Raw genomic sequence first — 14,702 nt, forward strand, 5'->3', positions numbered from 1 at the left:
CGACTCACCGGCGAGAACACCATCTCCTGGCGCGACCCGACATCAACAAACCAAGCCCGCATCACGGGATGAAACAACGGGCGAAAACGACCTCTTAGCTGGCACATCGAGCACTGCCTCAATCTTGGCGTCCTCCATCTCCAAGTCATCCAGACACGGGGGGCGAGCGACACCGTGAGCAGGCCCTCTGTCAGAGCGACTTCACTGACACAGCCGTAGGCCGTGCACTGGTCCGGGGTCATCACGCAGTAAGTATCGAGGCCGAGCGCGATGTCGTGCGCAGAGGGCTCACCGACAGGGCACGTGAAGAGCAGGAAGAAGCCCTACTCGCCCTCGTACTCCGCCACTCCAGCCTGCATCTCGCCATCAACGTCGACCTCGGCAGCCACCGCACGGGCCGTGAACCTGTATGCCATACACCGGTTCTATCAGGGGCCACGGCACACACTCAGACCCGTACGCCCAGCATCGCGAACGCTGTAAGGAGCAACCTCCAAGACGCTTCTGTGAGCGGCGGGCAATGGGTCACCGTGAAAGCAGCGAGTTACTTAAGAACAGTCGGAGCGACAGATCACGCAGGGGGCCGCGGAGCGGGCACCTCTCAGTAGCCGGGCTCGGTTCGAGGCGCAGAGCCATTACGCCGTAATGGAGTCCGGGGGAGTTGGCGCAAGCGACAGCAAGGCGCGACGGCAATCAGCGTCCTGCAGTGACGGCAGCCAGTCTCAGCAGAGCACAGGCGTGCTGCAGCAGTCGGCGAGCCCGTCAGGCTTAGCCTTCCGGCAACGCGTCTGACGCCGACGCCGACATTCCGGACTCTGGGCAGCAGGGGAGCGGCGGGCTTCGCGATGCGGCGGAAGCACATCACTCTTCGATGTGACCATCTGCCGTACCTGCGTCGCCGAGGCATCCCGGCTAACCATCCCAGGGGGCTGACGACCAGGCCGTCCGGCCGACGCTACGGCGCACGCGGCGGTAGTCTCCCGGCTTGCGTGCAGATAGCGCAACGCCGCCGGGAGGACCAGGGTCCCAGCTTGGTGAGCTATTACGTCGTAATAGCCGCGCTAGTCGGGCTGCCTTGATGAGCGAACTCAGCATGTCGCCCCTGTAGTGATCACATGCCGTCCGGGGAGAGGGTACGAGCCGTGATGATGCGGAAGCAGTGACGCGAGAGAGCTCCGGCACAGCATGCTTCGGGGTTCAGCGCGAACGGCATAGTCAGGCGGGTAGCCACCGAGCGAAGGAAGGTAGGAGTAGTCCCTCTCGCACACGCGCATCTATTACGCGGTAATAGATCAAGGGCAACGGGTGGCCGGCAGTCAGCCTCGCGCGAGTGACAACGGTTAGCCTGAGCAGACGACTCATTAACTTCGTGCTTGTGATCGGTGGGCACCGGCATCAGCAGGTGGCGGTCAACGGTCCGCCAGGACAGCAGGAAGTCGCCTTGAAGAGTTGAACCGGCGGAGCACGCCGATCGGGGAGCGGTCAAGCAGTCATCGCCTAGAACGCCGGGCACGGTCGGCGAGTCCCAAAGCTATTACGCCGTAATGGAGTCCGGGGGAGCGACGCCCGACGGCAGCAGTGTCCTACGAGTGGCGGTAGTCAGTCTCAGCAGAGCCAATCCGTGATGCAGCAGCCGGGCCAAGCCGAAGCTGGAGCCGTCGGAGTCAGCGTCCGTGCACGAGCCCGGCGACAGCGTCGGTACTCCGGAGCCGAGGGAGCTGGAGGAGTTGGTGGACGTCGCGATGCGGCGGAAGCCCATCGCTCTTCGCTGTGACATCCCAATTTCATCTCCATGTACCTGGACTCCAGGATGGAGGTCGAGCACCTGGTCCCAGGAGAGCGGCCGATGCTCAGTTGCTCGACTTGCAGCCCTCACGGCTACCGTCGCCTCGCCAAGTAGAACGGTGCCTAGCTGCCGTCTGCGCCTTGATGGCTGGCTTCCCATTGTCCGAGCGCGCTTGGCCGGGGGCAGCCGGTGCTAAGGTCCTGTTGATCGAGATACGGGGCGGTATCAGGTGTTCACGCTTGTCACAGCTGCGGTGTTCTGCTTGCTGGCGCCGCACATGGCTTGGTACATCAACCTTCCTTTCCTCCCCGTCGTGACCGTCTGCTTCCTCGCGGACATGGCGTCGATGAAGAGGCACGTCCGGTACCTGGCTTTCGGCTACCTCCTCTTCATCGATGTCGCCGCGCCGTACGAAGCGAGCCGGAAGGACGGCTGGAACTGGGTCGCGCGGGTCGACCTGGGCGTCCTGCTGGTGGCGACCCTCGTGGCGGCGCTTGTCGTCCTGTTCGGTCAGGAGAACGCCGACAGCACCCGCCCGGCGCCCCTGTCGACGGTACGCAACCGGCCGGTTCTGGGGGTGCGCCGACGCCCGGCCCGGGTCGCTGCCTTGCGCCGGCAGGCAGAGCGGGCCAGGGCCCGTCGCCGCTGACCGGGGCGGTCGACCACGCGGGTGTTTACTCAGAGGGGGCTGGGCTCAACCCTGGATACGCCAGACTTCCTCGTTTCTCTGGCGCCTCTTGCTCGAGGCGCTGGCAGTGGTAATGGCACTGGCGTCGGACTAGGCGACTTGGCTGGAGAAGCAACGGTGTCGCGACGGCGAGACCGCCCCTGAGTTACTCCGCCGACTCCGCATATGGAACGGCTCCTTATAGGGGCCATTGCTCATCATCAGGCAGCTCGCCTGTCCCGGCCTCGTCGGGGGCCTGCACGCTCCGAAAGCGCCTCGCGAGCAGGGCAGTTGGGCTGCGGACCACGTACCCTTGATTGTCCTGGCTCTCATCGGTGTGGTGCTGGGGACCATGGGCAGCATATCCAACGACGATGTCACATGCCCCGGCGGAGCCACCAGCTGCGGCGTTCCCTAAAAAACGTCACGGCATTCCACCCGAAGCCCGTGTCCGCCGCCATGGGTCGCCGACAGATGTGTGGGTGGGTGGACGGCGGGAGCTTCACTTCTCTGTGGTCATGCATTCGAGGGCGTTGAGGAAGGCCTGCAAGGTTGCTTCGTCGCGGAGCCTGTATCCCTGTACTTTGCCTGAGCCTGGTCCGAGCGCGATGATCGGGGACTTCATGCCGCTGTGCCACCAGCCTTCCGTGGCACCGCGTTTGAGAACGCGGGTGAAGGCGCCAGCGTGGCCGCGGAGGCTGCTGTCGTCGTTTTCGCGGAGATCGTCGGCGGATACCTCGCCGTCGACTCCGGCCAGGGCTGCACGGAGGATTCGCTGGGCTCGCGGAGCGAGGGCTTCGTAAAAGGTGCGGGCGCGCTCGGTGTCCCAGCCGGGGTTGTGGCGGAGGGAGGCGCGGTGCTTGTCGAGCAGTGCTAGCAGCTCGCGCTCGAACTCAAGGGTTGGATTCTTCACGTGTACGGTGATCTCCACACGGGCTCCCGTTGCATTAGACGCGTATAGAGCGGGGAGATCGTATTCTCGCAGATGGCCCGTCAACAGGGTCTGCCTGCGTCTACGTAAACCGGTGAGGCTCGTATCCGGCTGTCAAAGGCTTGTTCGGCGGTTCAGCTGCAGGCGGCGCATTGGTCGGCGCGGGTGTGGTGGTGCTCCTCTACATGCTTTTGGGGCCGGGCGACGGCGGACTGCCGTCAAGCTGACCTCGGCGCACTCGGAGCGGGCAGGGCATGCGTCAATGTCGCAGTGGGCGGGCCGTTGCGGAACTGGACCTCCAGGCCGGTAGCGCGGCGGCCGCCGCCGCGGAAGCAGACCTTGCCAAGTGCTTCGGCCGCGAGGTCGCGCAGTCGCTGTTCGCCACCACCATGGTCCTGGGCGTCGAAGAAGGCGGCACCCGGCGGGCGGTGGAGCGCTTAGAAATGGCGTTGGACGTGGCGGGGAGTGATGAGGCAGGCGGCGAGTCCGAGGAAGGCCCCCGTGGATGTCGTCGCGTCGTTCCCAGCGGATGCGTGAGCGGAGAAAGCCGTAGAGCCAGGTGATGGTGCGTTCTACCACCCAGCGGAAGACACCCAGGCCGCAGCCGTGTTGCCGCCTCGCTGAGCGATCACGGGTCGATGCCGCGCTGCCAGTGGAGGCGACGGTACTTGTCGTGGTCGTAGCCGCGGTCGGCGAGGAGCGCGTCGGGCCGGCGTCTGGGACGGCCAGCGACGCCGGCGGCGGCTGGAACTCTCTCGAGCAGAGGCAGGGCAGTAGTTGGGTGACGTCGTTGCGGTCTCCGCCGGTCAGTGACACTGCGAGCGGGATGTCTTGGGCGTCGGTGAGGACGTGGTGCTTGCTGCCCGGTCGTGCACGGTCGACCGGGCTGGGTCCGCTTTTGGGCCCCGCCGAGCGGCCCGCACGTGGGGGGAGTCGATCAGCGCCCGCGACCAGTCCAGCTTCTTTGCGACCTCGAAGTCTCTGGAGCAGCACCAGATGCAGTTCGTCCCACACGCCGGCTTCGTTCCATGCAGCCAAACGCCGCCAGCACGTCATCCCCGAGTCGAAGCCCTGCTCCTGGGGCAAGTACCGGAGTGACGACGTCGGGTGTTGTAAAGGTTGAGCAGCGGAAACGCGTCGAGGCGGGCCTCGCGTTCACTGGACCAGGTCTTGCGGGCTTGAAACGTCCCGCGTTTGAACGTTGCGTCGAAGTACTCGGCAAGCGGGTTGTCCGCGCTTGAGTCGATGGCGCTCATGGACTGCCGGACGCCGACCGTGAACAGCCGTTGTCGCAACGCCCCTTTGATTTGGTTACTACGAGCCCGTGACCTGCAGCTTACTACGATTCCTGCAACGAGCGGTGCAACGTTCTGTGCGACTCGGCAGCAGCACGCGCCGCATCCCTGCCCCTTACGGTCGACTCTACATGCAATCCTGCAACGAAGGGGGCAACGATTTATGCGACGTTATGCGCTACGTCATAAACAACGACCCAGGCACAGTGTTGGCACCGCCAGGGAATCCTGCAACGATCTATACAACGTATTGGAGAACCTATCACGCAACGCTGCAACTTACGTTGCACGCACTCCTAGCACTTCTGAACGCACGCTCCACGCAACGCACGCTCAAGTAAGCTGTCGACCAAGGGCATCAACACTTCATCTATCGAGCTGACTTCCCATAGTGCCAACTACCTAGCTCTCAATAGCTTGATCCACGTAGCATGCTATGGAACGTGCAGCCCTGCGCTCACTGCACCGAGCTATCTACTTGCAGGACTTTCCCTGACTCTTACGAAGGAGCCGTCGAATCAGCTGCGCAGCGGACGCGTAATCCAGTTGTCCAACTGCCTGACGCTGTGGAACACGAATGAACGCCCGCTCATGCCCGCGCCTCTCGTGCCTAACGACTCAGCCGGCTGACATCCCAGCGCGGGGTGTTGCTGCCCGCCCGTCGAGAGAACTCGCAAGCAGCCAAGCGGGCGCTTGAACCGATCCTCGATGCTCCGCGCGAACCGCTCGACTCACGGCTATGCCAGCGCCGCCCAGCCACGAGTCCCTCTGGTGAGCGAATCCACAGGCCGCTGGCCTGCACGGTAACCACTCGCGCCGCTGCCAGGCCAGCCGACGCCTGGCAAGCCACTCGACCTTGCGTGACACCAGCGCCAGCCGACAGGCATCCGGTGATGAGCGCACAGCGCACGCCTGTTCCCCCAGCAGGCAGGAGAGGTATCAAAGGCGGTCGCCGGCCCGTTTACCTGCGCCGATGGCGGCTGGCCGTGGTGTCATGCAGAGCGCTCGCCCGGTAAACAGCGAGTTCTAACCCAAGAGGCGCCCTGTCCTGTTATCGTCATGCGCAAAGATCAGGTGTCACTAGAACATCGCCGTCTCGGAGGGCCTGGCAGAGTGGCCTTGTAGCTGGACGATCTACCCAAACTGCCCCTCCTGGATCCCTGGCGAGGTGGCGTGGTGCTCTGGTGACACGAACTCACAGTGCAGGGAGAGGTGCTCGAGGGATGAAGGTCTTCGCGTTCGCGACTCAGAAGGGAGGCGTAGGCAAGACCAGCACGACCGTCAACTTCGCAAGTTCACTCGCCCTTGCTGGTGGCCGCGTTCTCGTTGTCGATTTGGATCCGCAGTCCCAGGCCGGCGCGGCGCTGGGGGTGAACATCATCGGCGAAGAGCAGCTGGCTCGTTCGCTCGGCTGGGCGCTTCAGGCCCGCTTGCAGGGCATGCGGATGCCGCTCACTGACATCTGGTTCGACCGTACTCAACTTCTCGAAGAGTTCGGCGGGCAGGGTAGGCTCCACCTCCTCGCCAGCGAAGAGTCCACCATGACTGCGGCCCAGGACTTGATCCACAAGAAGGGGTTTCAGTCCACGCCCATCCTCCGTCGCATGTTGCTCGAGGCTGCCGAGCACTTCGACTTCGTTGTGATCGACACTCCGCCCGCCGTTTCCTCCCTTTCCGCAACGGCTCTGGCGGCCGCTGACTATGTGATCACGGTGTGTATCCCGGAGTACCCGGCGCTCAAGGGAGCTGCAGCAACCCGCGGAACTGTCCGTTATGTCAAGGATAGGACAAATGGTGAATGTGATCCCCAGTACTTGGGGGTGGTGCTGAACCGCTCCAACCCGCCGTCCAAGTGGAAAACTCAAGAGGTCAACATCCGGAACGGCATGCTCGATGCCGGGTTGAACCCGTTTCAGCGTGACGTCCGCACGGACAATCGCATCAGTGACTCCTTTGCCTACGGCACGCCAGCGGTCATCCGCTATGCAAGTCATGCTCCTGGCAAGATCTATGCAGAGTTGATGCACCAGGTCCTGACCCGAACCACTCAGGCAGAAGAGAAGTGGGAGATGCCTGGGCGGATCGAGTCTGTTGAGGATGCCGAGGTCGTCGGATGAGTAACGACGCCGCTAACGAAGCCGAGTCGAGAGCAGGCAAGTCCAAGACCAAGGCTGCAAGAGCCACTCAAGCGGGGTCGAAGCGTCGGACGCCTCCAGCGCATTTCGGGGCAGGTTTGGTTCAGGGTCTCATCGCGGGGGCTGAGGACGTAGCTGGCCGGTCTTTCATCGGGGGCGGGAAGCCCGCGTCTGATGAGAGGGAAGTCGTAGGACCGGCTGTGGCCGCGGAGCCGCCTTCGCCCGCCCCCTCCGAGTCCTCGTCCCCGCTGCCAAGCCAGGCCCTTGGCTCGCCCGTGCCGCCTCAGGTGGCTGGCCGCGCAGAGCACGCACATGATGCCGATCATGTGGTCGATGCAGCGGCGCAGACGGGGCCTTCGACGCTTGCGGCACCAGTCGCTCAGCCAATCGTGGATATGCCGGAAGCATCCGCTGCCCCTGCGGAGCTTGTCCGCCCCACGGATAGTGAGCCTGTCGACCTGGAGCCGGCGGAGGCTGGCGGGCCTGAGGGTTCGTCCTCCCGGGTGGGATCTCACACTTCGAAGATTGTGGAAGTCCGGGCTACGCGTTCCGGGGCCCAGGCATCCGAGGTGGATGACAGTGGGGGAGAGGCCCTTGCCGGCGGCGGGCATGCTGGGGGCTCCGTCACCGATCGAGGAATGCAGCCTGGCAAGTCTCAGCCTGGGGCGGCGTCGGCGGAGGGCCGGCCCCCGAAGGGAAGCCGGCGTCGCCCGCAGGCTGCTGCTCATGCTGTCCTGCTCGAGAGTTTCAAGGACGCCCGCCTGCACTCAAAAGATTGGCAGGGGTGGGGTTTTCGTATCTATCCGGACACACTGGCGGCCCTGAAGCAACGCATGAATGCGGATCGGCGGTCTACCGGTCTCAAGCTGGCCACGGGTCACTATGTCGACGCTGCCCTTCGATCAGCGCCCACCGAAGTGACAGAAATGATCAAGCTTGCGGACGAGTACGACGGTGAGCGGGTGTTCGCCAATGAGACCACGCGTCCGTCCACCTACCGGGTCGGGTTGGTTGCTTACGAGCTTGCCTCCAATCTGAAGGTGACGATGGATGAGGCGGACGAGTCCCGGCGCGGAGCTGCGTTTGTTTCGGCGGCGCTCCAGAGGCTTCTGGATGGTCTCGAGTTGGGTGGCGCGTTGATGCTGCCAGCCCGGTAGGGCCGGTTCGGTCAGCTTCTTCAAGAGCCTCAGCCTGCGGTTTTGCCTGGGCTGAGGCTCTTTCATGTATGCACTTTGCAACGAGCAGTGCAACGTTCGCTGCAGCGGGCACCACAACGCTCTGACGAACGATGCTGCGATCTCTGCATGCGACTAGCGTGCTCTTCAGCCGCCTCTCCATCGCGCCTTCCATTCTTCTATGACTAGAGCTTTGCCGCTCTGAACAGGTGGAACAAAAGCGGTCTTTCCCTGGTCAACGCCATAACTGATTAGCAGGGCCGACACGCCAAGCTCTAGTGACAGGAGGACTTTTCAAGATCGAGTGCGCTATGGTGTGAGCCACAATTAGCTAGCGGTGTCCCGGAGCACACAGATGTCGATGACAGGTCCTCAACTCAGTACAAGCGCAGTGGCGACCGCTGCGGGACTGAGCGAGTCATGGGCGTGGAAGGCCCGCGACCAGGGAGTGATCAACGAGCCTCACTTCGAAGAGGACGTCGTTGCGCTTCGGGTCTACGCCTTCGTCTCGCAGATCGTGTGGCCTGGCACCCGCCGGCCTCGCAGCGCTCGCCAAGAGCTCGAGCTCTGGCAGGCCTCGGCCGTGGAAGCAGCCAGGCAGGCTGTTTCCGACGAGAACACCACGTCCGAAACAGCGTTGTGGGTCCTTGAGGATTCCGTTCGGCTGGTGACCACGCCAGCCGAACGCGCAGCGGTCGATCTTCAATATCTCGGCGGCCGTGTCGCGTTCCGCATTCCTGTCGGCCTCTGGGTAGCGGAGCTGCCTGAAGCCTTGGAGAACGTCCGCACCCGCAGACGCCGATCAGTCGGGTCTCGAGCGAGGTCCTGATGCGCCGTCTTCTTCCAACCTCCAGCGCAATGGTCGTCTGCTTCACCGCAGACATGACTCGGCCCGGGATCTGCGGTCCCGGGCCAGTCGCGCTGTCAACGCCTGGAGTCTGCGGTTCCAGGTTCGTCCAATCACCAGGGAGGTGATGTCCGGCTCGTCGCACCCCTAACTGAACAAGGCCACCCACTCGGCTGCCTCCCACTGCCTTCCAGGAGCCGAGCGGCGATAGACGACGCCCTCTTTCGTTGTCGACAGGAGTCGATCATACCTACCAGTCCGAGGGCTGGTTCAGTGTTGCCTGAAACAGGCGACACCAATCAGCTCAAGATGTCCAAAAACCGTTCATCTCTCCCTTCCCGACGACCCCGGAAGTCCCCGCACCGGGACGCCTTCGCTTCCTGGGCCGGCCCGGTTCCGACCGGGACGCCAAATCACCCCTTGGAGCTGGGCGAAGGCATGCGGACTGCGATGCTGTCCGCAGTACGTGCATTGTTGGGAGATCCGCGTCTGGCTGACCGCAAGGACGTGGTGCGTCTGGGCGCCGTAGTGCTCCTTGCGAAGGCAGCCCACCGCACCTGTCAGGTGGCGATCACGGCTCGGGAGCTCGGGCGGTGGCTCGGTGTTCACGAATCGACGGTGGACCATGAAGTCCTGCCTGTACTGCAAGAGACAGGCCTGGTCACCAAGACCGTCGTCTCGGAGAGGGGTCGCGCTCCGTTTACGTACTACCGGATCATGCCGATGTGGAACGCCCGTGGCGTGAAGCAATCCCCGTTGGCTCTTCAACGACAGCAGCTTGCCACGCTCTTGCGTTTCATTGAGAGCCTCTTCGCCCCCGGGTGGGGCCAGGCCTGCGAGACTCAGCCGGGGTTGCTGGCTGGACGGCGAGGGCGTGGTGCGGCCACGGATCGTCTGGCCCTGCTGCTCCTCGCCTTGGAATCCCGGCCGGATGGTCGGGTGCCGCTGATGGGCGGACGGCTGGCGAGAAAGCTTCAACCGCATGGCCGCGCGGCGGCCACTCTGGCCCGCTTGCTGGGCTGCGCGGTCCCAACGGCTGCGTCGGTGCTGGCACGACTGGAACGGGTAGGCGCTGTAGGCCCCGTCGGCGGCGATGGCAAGGGGCTTCGGCTCCCTGCCATCGCCTCGGCCCATCACCGTGGCTCCCAGCCGCAAGTCGATGCTGCGGGTGCCGCTCCCACGCCAGCTCACCCGACCCACCCAGCTACCCCGTCCTCTGCGCCCTCAGCGCGCACCACCGTGTGCGACAACTGCCGCGGCGAAGGCCAGGATGCCCTGATGCCTCTCGAAGGCGAGGGGTGGCGCCAGCCCTCCTTCGAAGACCTTCTCCTGGAGCCAACGACAGTCAACGCAACTGCACCCAGGGGTATCGGCACGACCGCCGACGGCAAAAGCGCAGCTCAGCGTGACCCATTGGACTCTTCATCTGGTCGAAAAACTACGGGGCTTCACACCCACCACGCTCCTGTGGCTGATCATGTCCTGGAAACTACTGGCGATTTCGGGTTTTCCGGCGAAGCCGATAGGGAGCAAGGAAGTCTGCCGAGGCGCGCGTACACGCGCGAGGCCAACCCACACCACGCCCTGCCGATGACAGGCGCCGGGTCCGCCTCCAGCCGCGCATGCAGCCCGCTTCGCGGGGACAAACCGAACGATCTCCCGCCGACGGGCAGTGCCCATGGTGAGGGTGCTGACAACGAGACGTTCCAGGCTTGGCGGCGCGCATACCAGACCGTTGTGCCGGTGTGGTCTAACGTTCCTGCAGCCGTGCTGAGTGCGCTGCAGTACGCGGAGATCCTCTGGGGTCATCTGGCTCGTCCTGGTGCCCGCAGGCGCGTAGAGCAGGCAGTCAAGTGTGAACTTCAGGTGCTGCGTGAGACCTTTGGGGCCAATGCCAAGGTGGAGCAGATCCTTGCCAGCCGCCTGCGCCGGCGCATCGACGACCAGGGAGACATCCCATTGAGAGATCCGGTCGGCTGGTTGGTTGGCAGGGGCTTTCGCCGCCGGTCGGTTTGTCCGGACATGCGCTGCGACGACGGCATGCGAATGGATACCGGGTACGCGTGCGAAGCCTGTCAGCTGTTGTATGCCGATCGGCGGGCACTGCGGCATGCAGCGGTGGTGGAGCTCCACCACCGCTTGGGCACCTCCGTCACCGGCCGCGTGCCGCGGAGGGAGTTCGATACCGAGCTGCACCGTACGTGGAAGCGCCAGGTGCAGCACCAGGCCCTTCAACAGCGGCACGAGGCGAAAGTACACCAGGCCCGGCAAGCTGCGGTCTCGGCACGGCGGGAAGAGCTCCAGGCAGCCGAGGCCGCCCGGCAGCAGCTTCCGTGTGGAGTCTGCGGGCGGCCGCATGCTGGGGGACTGTGCGGTAGCTGCGCGAATGCTCGGCGCGTGGAAGAGCTGATCAGCGACGCAAAGGAGATCGCGGTAGCGGCATGGGCTTTCCAACGTTCCCGTGAACAACAGAGGGACGTCGCCTCCACCACGGAGTCCGAAATTCGTGCCAAGATCCGCCAGGAAAGGGAGGGCGTCCTGGCCGAGGGGGCGTTCGAGGAGACGGTCTCTGTCATGGGTCGACTTACTGCCGAGTTGGCCTTGGGAGAGATTCGCCGACGAGCCCTGGAGCACCTGGCGTGCTCGGAGGAAGCCAGTGTGGAGGCGAATACAGCTGGCACCGCCGAACTCCGGCGACGCCACCTGCACGGGACACGGGTGCACGCCAAGGAGTGTGCCGGCGCAGTCAGTCGGCTAGCCCGGTGGCGGACGGCCGAGTACCTGCTGCGGATGCGGGTGGGTACGCTCAGAGCATCCGGCAGCCGCACAAATGAAGACCGAAAGCGCCAGCCCTACGCTCGGCAAGCGGAGCCGATCAAGGCGGTGTCCAGGTGACTCCCCCCATGGCGTCGTCTGCCGTGTCAGCACGGCCCACACCTCCGGGCCGCAGTTTAGAGGTCGTTTCATCCTGTTGTTTCATCCCTCGATGCGGCTCTGATGAGCTGGTGTCGGGTCGCGCCAGGAGATGGTCTTCTCGCCGGTGAGCCGGCGGGCCGGCGGGCCATAAGGTCGGTCATGGCGAGGCGGATCATGGCTTCGGAGCGGTGCGGGTGGGTTTCGTAGTCCCGGGCCGGGCGACAGTGGAGCATGAGCCAGCCGTAGGTCCGCTCGACTGCCCAGCGTTTCGGGATGGGGGTGAATCCGCGGCTGCCGGGCGTGCGTGACTATCCGTGATCGGGGACGGAGCCGCTTCCGTCGTGGGCGCTGGAACATTCCCCGTGGCGATGCGTTCTTTCCGCCATGGCAGGAGCAGCGCGCTCGCCATACACAGCAGCCCAGCGATGAGCAGGGCACCGCGTACCCCTACTGGGGCGGCGATGAGACCACCAGCGATCATGAAGGCGGCCTGGCATGTCTTCGCGCCGACGGACCAGGAGGTGCCGACGCGGGACATGAACGCATCCGGTGTGGCCTCCCTGCGATACGTGGTGAACGACGGGTTGAAGACCCCGGCTGAGAAGAGCAGGCCGAAGTCGGCGGCCACGATGACGAACACGCCCAGGACACCGGAGGGCGCCAGAGGCAGCAGGACGGTCCCCAGTGTGCGTGCGACACCGGACAGCAGCAGAATACGGCGCTGTCCGAAGCGCCGGGTGAGCAGTGGGGTCAGGCGTGAGCCCAGCACGCCGCCCAGGCACGGCAGCCCCAGGGCAAGTCCGTACTGGCACGGTGCCAGACCGAGGTCATCCAGCATGAGGACGGTTATCAGCGGCGACGTCATCATGATGGATCCACCAAACAGAAGCGCGTTGAAGAACAGCGGCCGTAGTCCTGGGTGCCGCAGGAGGTACTGCCAACCGGCAGCGATGTCGCGGCCCAGGTGAGAGGTGGCGGTGCGGGCCGGTGGCGCGGGTTCAGGCTGCCGGATGCGACGGTACCCAGGGCCGCTCCGAGGAAGGACAGCGCGTCGACCACCATCGTGGCGGCCGTGCCCCAGTGCCCCGATGAGAAGCCCGCCGACGGGGCGGGCCGGCGCTGACGCTGATCCAGTTGGTCGTCTCGAACAGGCTGTTGGCACGAAGACGGTGCTCGGGCAGGACAAGTGCCTTCAGATGCGCGCCACTCGCCGCGTCGAACGCGACAGACGCCGCGTCTGGAGAACGCCGACGACACACAGCTGGGTGTAGGTGAGCCTGCCGAAAGCCATGGCGACCGGAACGCTCGCCAGCAGAACGCAGCGGGCCAGGTCGGCGGTGATCACGACGGACCGCTTGTACTGGTGCTCGATACGCACACCGAGCGGCAGAGCGATGTGGCCACCGCAAACAACGCGGCAAGCAAAGAGACCTGGAACGCAGAGGAGTCCAGCACCAGGAGGGCAATCAACGGCAATGCCCCCATGCCGACGGCACTGCCCGCTGCGCTGACTGCGTAGGCGCCCCACAACTGCCGGAAGTCCTGCCCGAGCGTGCTCCGCCGTACCAACCGAACCTCCCGAGGCGTGAAGGCGCTCAGCGTAGTGACTCGGACCAACCACCACCCCGTGATCAAGACATCACCAGACGCATCTCAGAGCTGAGATTGGAAACAGTACTTACAGTCCGCAGGAGCCGCAGTCGAGGTGGAAGTAGCGGGCGTTGGCCCAGCGGCGCAGCCGGATGCCGACGGTGACGCCGAGAATGGTGACCACGGCGGGGAGGTATCCGCCGGCGACCTGGACGATCGGGATGGCCGGGCACCCGCCGGAGAGGGCCCAGTCCGTGCCGAACAGCGCAGCGCCCGGGACCACGCCGGCGTGGATGCGCCCTGGGGTGCGGCGGATGCGCAGCAGAGCAAACGCGCACACGATGATCACGACGGCTCCGGCTAAGCAGTGTCGGGCTCGGGCACGCGCACGGTTTTCTGGGCGGGTGCTCTCGTCTTGGGAGCGACCTCGGGGGCCAGCCACCCGAACAGGCTCTCCTGCGGGTGAGAGCGGCTGGTCTCGGGCATGAGGGGAGCTGTCGCGGTCGTCACCGTTCCTCCGATCGCTGCTGGGTTGACGTGAAGCGCGACCCCGTTCACTCCCGCAACGTCAATGGTCCTGTTCTGTTACACCTCCCGTGCTCACCTGCCCGGGAAAGTCCCCGCGTGCAGGCTCCCGCGCGGGGGGTTGCGCCGGGCGGGGCGCTGCCGGACGTGGGCTTCGGCGGTGTGCGGGGCGGTGATGACGCTGTCATCGGGGATGGTGCGGGCCGCGACGGTGACACCGCTGGCGATTCGGCAGTCACGGCCGACCGCGAGGCCAGGGCCGAGGCTGATGTTGTTGCCGGTCTGAACTCGGTCACCGATCAGGGCGCCGAACTGTGGTGTGCCGCAGCGGTACAGGCCGCAGGGGACGCGCAGCACGATCTCCCGTTCGGGGTTGCTCATGTGGGGGCTCCACATGCTGATGGCCGCGACGGTCACGCTGGCGGATAGGTGGGCGTCCGCGCCGACCAGGGTGCGGTTCACGCCGATCCGGTGGCCGAGGATGGTCCGCTCGCCGAGGAACGTGCGGGTGACTTCGCAATTGAAGCCGACCGAGACACCCGCGCACAGCACGGACCCGGCGCGGACCGTCGAGAACTCCCACACGCGCACGCCGGGGCCGATGATCACGTCGTCGCCGATGATCGCGGTCGGGTGGATCTTTGCGGTGGGGTGGATGCGGTGGGGGAGCCGGGTCAGAGCGCGGGTGTGCCAGTCCTCCCAGGCCGTGAGGAAGTCGGACAGCTCCGTCTCCTCGATCTGCTCGTACGGGGTGCCGGCCAGCATGCCGCTGGTCGGGGCGGTGACGTAGTCACCGAGGCGGAGAGTAGGCATGGGTGCCTTCCTGTGGGTGGTC

9 protein-coding genes and 3 pseudogenes are annotated in these 14,702 nt (G+C 65.1%); 5 read left to right on the forward strand and 7 right to left on the reverse strand.

All coding sequences use genetic code 11. The annotated features are described in order from the left end of the window. Window positions 1–2,015 precede the first annotated feature (2,015 nt). Window positions 2,016–2,435, forward strand: a complete 420-nt coding sequence (locus ABZ478_RS32590; RefSeq protein ID WP_359555115.1) for a hypothetical protein — start codon at window positions 2,016–2,018, stop codon at window positions 2,433–2,435. A 520-nt stretch (window positions 2,436–2,955) separates the two neighbouring features. Here the strand turns inward: ABZ478_RS32590 and ABZ478_RS32595 are convergent. Together ABZ478_RS32595 and ABZ478_RS32600 are read right to left on the reverse strand one after the other, a co-directional pair. Then, complete coding sequence (locus ABZ478_RS32595) at window positions 2,956–3,384, reverse strand: hypothetical protein (protein WP_359555117.1); 429 nt, start codon at window positions 3,382–3,384, stop codon at window positions 2,956–2,958. A 492-nt stretch (window positions 3,385–3,876) separates the two neighbouring features. Continuing rightward, window positions 3,877–4,446 (reverse strand): annotated as a pseudogene (locus ABZ478_RS32600) (IS5 family transposase); the annotation flags it as partial. Window positions 4,447–5,902: 1,456 nt separating this feature from the next. On the opposite strand from ABZ478_RS32600, the gene ABZ478_RS32605 reads away from it, so the two are divergent. The 4 genes from ABZ478_RS32605 to ABZ478_RS32620 all read left to right on the forward strand — a co-directional run bounded on the left by ABZ478_RS32605 (window position 5,903) and on the right by ABZ478_RS32620 (window position 11,731). Beyond that, a complete protein-coding gene (locus ABZ478_RS32605; protein ID WP_359555119.1) occupies window positions 5,903–6,796 on the forward strand; it encodes a ParA family protein in 894 nt (297 codons plus the stop codon). Between the two features lie 656 nt (window positions 6,797–7,452). Then, window positions 7,453–7,971, forward strand: a complete 519-nt coding sequence (locus tag ABZ478_RS32610; protein ID WP_359555120.1) for a hypothetical protein — start codon at window positions 7,453–7,455, stop codon at window positions 7,969–7,971. A gap of 409 nt (window positions 7,972–8,380) precedes the next feature. Further along, complete coding sequence (locus ABZ478_RS32615) at window positions 8,381–8,818, forward strand: hypothetical protein (RefSeq protein WP_359555121.1); 438 nt, start codon at window positions 8,381–8,383, stop codon at window positions 8,816–8,818. 438 nt (window positions 8,819–9,256) lie between these two features. Then, on the forward strand, window positions 9,257–11,731 hold the full coding sequence (locus ABZ478_RS32620; protein WP_359555122.1) for a hypothetical protein: 2,475 nt from the start codon (window positions 9,257–9,259) through the stop codon (window positions 11,729–11,731). A gap of 81 nt (window positions 11,732–11,812) precedes the next feature. Here ABZ478_RS32620 and ABZ478_RS32625 read toward each other — a convergent pair. The 5 genes and pseudogenes from ABZ478_RS32625 to ABZ478_RS32645 all read right to left on the reverse strand — a co-directional run. Continuing rightward, window positions 11,813–12,060: pseudogene (locus ABZ478_RS32625) on the reverse strand (IS5/IS1182 family transposase); the annotation flags it as partial. A gap of 80 nt (window positions 12,061–12,140) precedes the next feature. Next, a pseudogene (locus ABZ478_RS32630) lies at window positions 12,141–12,914 on the reverse strand (MFS transporter); the annotation flags it as partial. Window positions 12,915–12,944: 30 nt separating this feature from the next. Then, window positions 12,945–13,130, reverse strand: coding sequence for a hypothetical protein (locus ABZ478_RS32635; protein WP_359555125.1), 186 nt, complete (start codon window positions 13,128–13,130; stop codon window positions 12,945–12,947). Window positions 13,131–13,430: 300 nt separating this feature from the next. Continuing rightward, a complete protein-coding gene (locus ABZ478_RS32640; protein ID WP_359555126.1) occupies window positions 13,431–13,691 on the reverse strand; it encodes a YeeE/YedE thiosulfate transporter family protein in 261 nt (86 codons plus the stop codon). A gap of 251 nt (window positions 13,692–13,942) precedes the next feature. Continuing rightward, the gene (locus tag ABZ478_RS32645) at window positions 13,943–14,680 is read right to left on the reverse strand and encodes a transferase (RefSeq protein WP_359555128.1); all 738 of its coding nucleotides are present in this window, start codon (window positions 14,678–14,680) and stop codon (window positions 13,943–13,945) included. Window positions 14,681–14,702: the final 22 nt, after the last annotated feature.

Source organism: Streptomyces sp. NPDC005706 (assembly GCF_040631045.1).
In the GTDB taxonomy this organism is placed as follows: domain Bacteria; phylum Actinomycetota; class Actinomycetes; order Streptomycetales; family Streptomycetaceae; genus Streptomyces.

Bases quoted from the DNA above. Each gene is read 5' to 3' on its own strand.
- ABZ478_RS32605 (WP_359555119.1), top strand. From the start codon at position 5,903: ATGAAGGTCTTCGCGTTCGCGACTCAGAAGGGAGGCGTAGGCAAGACC.
- ABZ478_RS32610 (WP_359555120.1), top strand. From the start codon at position 7,453: ATGCAGCCTGGCAAGTCTCAGCCTGGGGCGGCGTCGGCGGAGGGCCGG.
- ABZ478_RS32645 (WP_359555128.1), bottom strand. From the start codon at position 14,680: ATGCCTACTCTCCGCCTCGGTGACTACGTCACCGCCCCGACCAGCGGC.